We start from the raw sequence: 6575 nt of genomic DNA, 5'->3' as shown, positions 1-6575 counted from the left end.
CGCTCTGGACATCCACCTATTCGATCCCTCAACTCGCATGACCGCGGCTCGAAACAGCGGGGACAGATCAACTGGACCACCAAACGGGTCCCCCTCACCTGGACCGCGCGCCGCAGTTCCGCGTTGCGATCGACGAGCTTCGAGTGCTCGGATACGGCGGTCGATTCGGTCAGCGCGGTCGCGGGAGTCCTTCGGATCTGGCCCAGTTCCCTCACGATCTCCGGGTAGTGACGTCGGAATGTGGTGTTAGTGAGCCCGAACTGCCGTGCCAAGGCGAGGACGCTGGGCCGCGTCGTCGTGGTGTGCTTGGTCGACGAGCTCGGCGAATGCCAGTCGTACCTGTGGCTCGGCGGGTAGCTCGTCGAGCGAGGTCACTTATCTGCCTCATCGTGCCGAGCTACGAATGCGTTGATGTCGTCGCGGCAGGCTTGGATCTGATTGCGAGGTAGCGGTGGGAGGAGCGGCCGGGCATCGAGGTCGTCGTCGATGTCCGCGGCCTCGGCGCGAAGGTGAGCAATGTTGGCGGGTCTCAGTGCGACGTTGCCGCAGACCAGTGGTTTGCAGCTGCCGATATAGGGTTAAGGGCGCCGCGCTGGTCGCGGCGCTGCTGGCATAGCGCTGTGGCGTGGTTGTGTACGCACGTCACGTACTTGTCTGGGTAAATCGCTGGGTCGCTACTGGCCATCAACTTCCGGAGCCGGCGCTCATCGGTGATCACCGTGCCGGAGTACCGGGCGTGCTGGCCGAACTCTGCCAGGCGCCGCTGCGCTTCGGACGCAGCGGGTCCGGCGAGGTTGGTGTGTTCGTGTGGTCGATCATCGCGAGGAGGGTTTCGCTGCGGGCGATGGCCTGCTCGGATTCGACCTCGCCGCGAAACCCAGAGTCCGAGGTGCCTGCGTAGCCTTCGAACATTTGAACATTCAAGTGGCGGTAGGCGATTGCTCCGGCGATGGAGCCGCCGGGGCGGCGAGCGATAAACCAGGCCAGCGTGCGGCGAAACTGTGGTGTCGTGAGCCACCACGGCCGCCCGTTGACGTTAGGGATACCGTCGTGGCGGCCGTGCTCACCGCAGTAAACGTTGACCCAGGTGATGAAGGCGTTGAGATTGGTCACGGCCCAACTTGACGTCGTTGCCCTGATCTGGCCGCCGCGTGAGGACTCAGACTGAATCAACGGATGGTAAGCGAACAAGAGTTCCGTCGCGGCAGGCTGCATCCGTTCGAGCACGCGAATGGCGCGGGCGGCTGGTGCCCCGACGACCCACGTTGCCTCGACCCCGCGCGGGTCGTTCTCGCCCTTGAAGGAGCGGCTGGAGACCTTGTAGCGGTAGATGCGTCCGGTGTCGTCTCGTTGCACCTGGAGGCAGCCACGGCGCAGTTCTTTGATCTCGCCGTCACGCATACCGGAGAGGAAGGCGATGACGACGTATGCGGCGGCCTGCAGGAGCGTGGTCAGGCGTCACACGCCACTCTGGGAGGGCAACCGCTGATCGCTGACGATTGTGTCGAGCCAAGGGCATCCGTCCAATTGTCCGGTGGTCGAAAAGATGAACCAGGGCTGGTCATTGACGCCGACCTTCCCTGCGGTCGTCGAGATCAGTGTGTGGTGCCGATCGATCTCCTTCTTGGAGCAACCGAGTGTGTGGGCCAGCGCTTTGAGGTTGAGGTTCCCGCGGTCGCCGGGGAGGGGTCGGTTCTCGCTGATGTGGACATCGAGCAGAGTTCTCAGGTTCTCGACGAGGGCGGCGTTGTCGTCGAGGATCGGGCCTCTGAGCGCGGCGTGCGCTGCCTGCCATTGTTCGGAGGCGGTCAGGATGTCGTCGGTGAAATCATCGATGAACCGCATCGCCCACGCCATCAAGGGGCCGTGAACCTGTTCAGGGATGCGGCTGGTGGCGTTCTCGACGCGCCAGCTGCGGTAATCGTCGCGCCATCCTTCCAGGTGGGCGGGGTCGAAGGGCAAGTGATCTGATAGAACGGTGCGATAGCGCCACAGCACGCGAATCGAGACGCGGTTGCGTTCCCGCGTGAGGGGCGAGTGCTGCGTCTTTGGGAGGTCGAGGAGGTATGCCTGCAGATCGGCGCCGTGCAGCTCGTCGAGCCTTTGCACTGGTCGGCCCGTCGCCGCGGCGGGGTAGCTGTCCAACCAACGCAAGAACCTGGTGATCGCGGCGAAATGACCTCTGATGGTGGCGATCTCGGGTCGTGGTTCCGCGGGCGGCAGTGGGCCGGCCAACATGGCGTAGAACACCTCTTTGGTGAACGTTCGCCAGCGGACCGGAGCGTGCGCGAAGTCGAGCTTCAAGATTTTGGTGCTATGGGCGATGATCGCTGGGGAGAGGCGCCAGGTGTCGTCTTCGAAGCGGGATGTGTGCTCCAGGGTGCAGTCGGCGCGTAGTGGTCGGCCGTCGAGGACGAACCTGCGGGCCCACGGGTGTGGTGCGTCGTCTGAGGCTGCGATCAGGGGTGTTGCCATGGGTGCTCCACGAGGTCCAGCAGTGCGTCGTCGGGTTTGGATGCTGCGGCGAGTTCGATTTCTGCAGGGGTGAATTTGACCAGGATGTCTTGGCGGATGGCGGCCCAGGTGGGGCCGTAGCGCACCAATCCCCTTCGGATAGCTGCTGTCGGCGAGCTGACAGGGCATCGAGCAACGCCAGCAGCCGGGGCAAGTGTTGGGCGGTGATGAGACAGTTGCCGCAGTGGAAGCAGTCGAGAAAGGTGGCGCGGCAGGCTTTGTCGGTGACGGGATGGTGCTCAGGGTCGACGCACTGGGTCCACGCTGCTTCGGCTGGTGCGTGCGGGGTCGAAGCGACGGCGAATCCGTGGTCCTTGGCATGTTCGGTATGTTCGGCATGTTCGGCATGTTCGGCATGTTCGGCATGTTCGGCCTGTTCGGCGTCGGGCGTACTGGCTATGGCGCGAAGACTTCCGCCTGCCTTTTTAGGGCACGGCGGTGTGCGTCGAGGGCGGACTGCTCGGCGTCGACGAGCGCGTCGCTGACGATCTCGTGAGCCCAGTCGATCACCGTGGGGTCCCGCCCCGTAGGTAGTGCGAAAATAGGACGGGGACGCTGTTGGTCCTTGCCGAGGGGGGAAGGTGGCCGCCCATCTGTCGGGTGTGGCGGACGTCTGTGCTGGTCTTGATTCGGTTGAAGCTCAGCGCCAGTGGCGCGGGATCGCCGCCGTCGGTGGTATCGGCGGTCAGGTTGTGGATAGCGATCCAGCGGGGTGTGTAGAACTTGAATCGGTTGAGCGCCTTCGCGAATGGGTCATGGTGCTCATCTACGCCGCCGACGGCATTGCGCCACGTCGCCCAGACCCGTTCGGGAGCGTCGAGTAGTGCCCTGCCAGGCGCGGTGAGTCGATGAACGAGCAGATAGAGACCGCCCGGAGTATGCAGTTCGCGACCTGCGTCGCCGATCTCCCAGTTGACGGTGGTGTGCCACAAGTGTGGTCCGCGACGTCGTTTGACTGTGCGTAGTTCGACGGCACGGCCTTCGATGATCCGGTGTTTGGCCGGTAGCTCTCTGATTGTTTCGATGTTTCGGCCGGTGACGGCCACCAGGAGCACCATCAGCGGGTAGAGGTCGCGTGGAGTGAGAAATAGGTTCTCGGCCAAGTCGCGGCGCACCGTGAGGCGTCGGAATCCTGTGACAGGCGGAACGCGGCCGGTGTCGGCGATCGTTGCGAGTTGCTCCGCGAGTGTTCGATATTGTGCAGGAAGGTCGTTCGTATTCTGGCGATGTCGGTTCACGAGGTCCCAACCCCGCTGGATGCGCTGTCGAATCGCATCGACGTCGGATCTGGCTGCCCGCGCCAAGGCGTTCAGTTCGCGGTCTGAATAGCCCGGCTTCGGTCGTAGGCGCCATTGGTCCTGACGCCGAGTCAGGTGATCGCGTACCTCGCCACTGAGCAGATCGCTGATCACGTGGTTCCTCATCAGCAACGCGATGCTGCGAAACTCCAGCCAGGAGGGATCGCCGATCCGCGCCATGCGGTGCTCCCGAAACGACTCCAGATGCTGGACCGTCAACGCTGTCGCCGTCGCCGGCGGTTGGGGCAGCGCGGCGAGAAACCGCATGAATCGCAGCAGTGTGGACCATTGACTTTGCGCGGATGCGACTGTGCGGATGGTCCCCGAGGGTCCTACCCGTTCGGCGAACGCCGCGGCGAGTGCCGGGTGCCGCCCGGGCAGCGGAAGTGTCGAGATGTCGAAGTCCTTGCGGCGGCCGTCTTCACCGTGAAACGCCACCTCTGTGCTTGGTGCGTCGTCCGTCGGTTCCCGAGCGGGCAGGTATTTCCCGTCGGGGAGCGCCGCGGACACGCCCCTGCGTGTCGATCCTCGTCCTCGGCGGGTCATGTCCGAACTCCATCAGTGCCACCATGGTCGCCCTGGACTGCGTGGATCGGGGTCTCGCGAGGGTCTTCCCACTCTTCGGGGACGAGCATCATGCGGGTTTCCATCTCGAGTTCGGCAAGTGCATGCAGGTAGATCTGCGTGGTGACCACGGATCGGTCGCCCAGCCGTCGGCGAACCCAGTCGAGCGGGTCACCGAAGACCATGCTGTACGTGCGGCGCTGGTCGGGGTTGTGAGCCACTTGGTTGGCGATGTGGCCGCGCTGTAACTGCTCCAGCGTGACCACGGCAAAGCTATGTCGAAGGCTGTGCGGGTGGACCCAGAGGCCGACTCCCGTGCTGCGGCAACGAAGGTTCGCCGCGCGGAAGATCTCCTTCCACCCGGACCTCGACACGGGATCACCCGTCTCTGTCAGCCAGAATACGGCCGGCTCCATTCCGCCCGGCCCGTCGATGAGCAACCGCCGCCGCTCGTCGGTGTTCAGATGAGCGACCTTGATCGGGCTGCCATCGGGGCTCCGCGCGACGGGGCGCTTAGGGTCCTCGACGATGAACGGCCGCGGCCACCGCTGGTATCGTCCTGCTGGCGTGTTCCCGCTGAATGAGTCCAGCTGATCTGTCCCCGCTGTTTCGAGCCGCGGTCATGCGAGTTGAGGGATCGAATAGGTGGATGTCCAGAGCGTTTCGAACTCTGTCGGGCTGATGTTACCGAGGTAGCTGTGGCGGCGTTCGACGTTGTAGAAGTTGTCGATGTAATCGGCCATGGCGGCGGCCAACTCGATGGTGGTGGCCCATCTGCGGGTGTTGAGCAACTCGACCTGCAGCCGCGCCCAGAATGACTCCATGGCGGCGTTATCGAAGCAGTCGCCCACGGTGCCGAACGAGCCGAGCAAGCCCCATCGGCGCATGTTCTCCCCGAAGCTCCAGGACGTGAACTGCGGGCCGTGGTCGGCGTGCAGAATGGTTGAACTACTTCGGTTTCGGCTTTCGACGGCCATGTTGACCGCATTGTTGACCAATGCTGTGTCCGCGGTAGTGGAGAAGGTGCGGGCCACGATCATCCGGGAGAAGCAGTCCAGGATCGCGCAACAGTAGACCTTGCCATCCCGCGCGGGGTGTTCGGTGATATCGGTACACCATAGTTCGTTGGGCCTGCTGGCGGCGAACCGTCGATTGACCAGGTCAACTGGGGTATCGACGCCGATGAGGTTGGGTTTTCGCCGCCCGGGGCGCGGCAGCCCGTAGAGACCCTGCTCGGACATGATGGAGTTAACTAGTTTGTGGTTGACGTTCATGTCGTAGTCGGCCAACAGCGCAGCGCGGACCCGCTTGCGGCCGTAGGTACCGCGTGATCGCTGATAGATCTCAGTGATCGTGTCAGCCACAATCAGCCGCCGCACCTCACGGTCCGGGACGGGTCTGCGCCGGTGATACTGCAGCAGGGAGCGGGCCAATCCCGTTATCCGGCAGGCAGATCGGGTGGAGTGTCCTCGCGCGATCAGTCCCTCAGCGATCGCGCGTCGGCATTTTGGGGGCACCACCGCCTGCTCGTCGAACAACTCGCACGCGTCGCGGGTCAGGGCCAGCTCCGCCTCGAGTTGGGCGATCCGTTTGTGGGCGGCTGCCAGTTCGTCGGCCTCCACGCTCGGGGTGCCCTCGATGACGCCGGCATCGATGAGCGCTTGATGTTTCCAACGGAACAACGTCGCCTGACAGATTCCGGTTTCGGCAGCCATCACGGCTACCGATTCACCCGACCGAAGCCGGGCAACGATTTGCCTGCGCACCGACGACGAGTACTGACGGGGCATGTGACCTCCTGATGATCACTCTGCCCTCGACTCTCACAACCGTGGACCAACAACACGGGAACAGATCAGCTGGACTCATTCAGCGGGAACACGCCATCTCGGGCTGCGTGACGTCGAGTGTACGAGTCCAAGATCTCGCTGTGAAATAGGCGCGTGCGAATCGTAAGGGGAGCGAAGGTCATTCGGCCCATCTCAACGGCATCGGAGCCGGGCCGTCGCTCTCAACCGTCCGCGCCGCGGCTGCGGTGCAACATGCTAGTGATTCGGTGGTAACCCGCCATATGTCAGTTCCGGTCGAAAAGTGAGCAGGTGGTTCCGGGGTGGGTTCTAGTCAACGTCGCAACACTGACGGATCGTTAGAGGCTAACAGGGCGGCGAATAAGTCGGCCGGACAACGGTCTTGGAGGAC

At 63.6% G+C, this 6575-nt stretch carries 8 protein-coding genes; 2 read left to right on the top strand and 6 right to left on the bottom strand.

The window, feature by feature from the left end; translation table 11 throughout:
• Positions 1–228: hypothetical protein (locus tag WBB07_RS18525; protein WP_526309851.1), on the top strand; the 228-nt coding region annotated here is incomplete at its 5' end.
• Positions 229–714: 486 nt separating this feature from the next.
• Here the strand turns inward: WBB07_RS18525 and WBB07_RS18520 are convergent.
• From WBB07_RS18520 to WBB07_RS18510, 3 genes are read right to left on the bottom strand one after another with little or no spacing between them, the layout of a single operon-like run.
• Positions 715–1401, bottom strand: a complete 687-nt coding sequence (locus tag WBB07_RS18520; RefSeq protein ID WP_526309850.1) for a hypothetical protein — start codon at positions 1399–1401, stop codon at positions 715–717.
• 57 nt (positions 1402–1458) lie between these two features.
• Positions 1459–2475 carry a hypothetical protein gene (locus WBB07_RS18515; RefSeq protein WP_526309849.1) on the bottom strand — a complete coding sequence of 339 codons (1017 nt, stop codon included), beginning with the start codon at positions 2473–2475 and terminating at the stop codon, positions 1459–1461.
• Positions 2460–2600: a hypothetical protein gene (locus WBB07_RS18510; RefSeq protein ID WP_526309848.1), complete on the bottom strand. Its 141-nt coding sequence runs from the start codon at positions 2598–2600 to the stop codon at positions 2460–2462. The genes WBB07_RS18515 and WBB07_RS18510 overlap by 16 nt, the downstream gene beginning before the upstream one ends.
• Positions 2601–2698: 98 nt before the next feature.
• On the opposite strand from WBB07_RS18510, the gene WBB07_RS18505 reads away from it, so the two are divergent.
• The gene (locus WBB07_RS18505; RefSeq protein ID WP_526309847.1) at positions 2699–3010 is read left to right on the top strand and encodes a hypothetical protein; all 312 of its coding nucleotides are present in this window, start codon (positions 2699–2701) and stop codon (positions 3008–3010) included.
• 10 nt (positions 3011–3020) lie between these two features.
• Here the strand turns inward: WBB07_RS18505 and WBB07_RS18500 are convergent, their stop codons facing one another.
• From WBB07_RS18500 to WBB07_RS18490, 3 genes are all read right to left on the bottom strand, one after another.
• Positions 3021–4322 (bottom strand): hypothetical protein, encoded by a 1302-nt coding sequence (locus WBB07_RS18500; protein WP_526309846.1) that lies wholly within the window; start codon positions 4320–4322, stop codon positions 3021–3023.
• Positions 4323–4354: 32 nt separating this feature from the next.
• A complete protein-coding gene (locus tag WBB07_RS18495) occupies positions 4355–4642 on the bottom strand; it encodes a hypothetical protein (RefSeq protein WP_526309845.1) in 288 nt (95 codons plus the stop codon).
• A 354-nt stretch (positions 4643–4996) separates the two neighbouring features.
• On the bottom strand, positions 4997–6166 hold the full coding sequence (locus tag WBB07_RS18490) for an IS3 family transposase (RefSeq protein ID WP_526309844.1): 1170 nt from the start codon (positions 6164–6166) through the stop codon (positions 4997–4999).
• Between the last annotated feature and the right edge of the window lie 409 nt (positions 6167–6575).

Source organism: Mycobacterium sp., assembly GCF_049647605.1.
In the GTDB taxonomy this organism is placed as follows: domain Bacteria; phylum Actinomycetota; class Actinomycetes; order Mycobacteriales; family Mycobacteriaceae; genus Mycobacterium.
The sequence above is the reverse complement of the archived record's forward strand: the minus strand, read 5'-3'. Positions and strand labels throughout refer to the sequence as shown.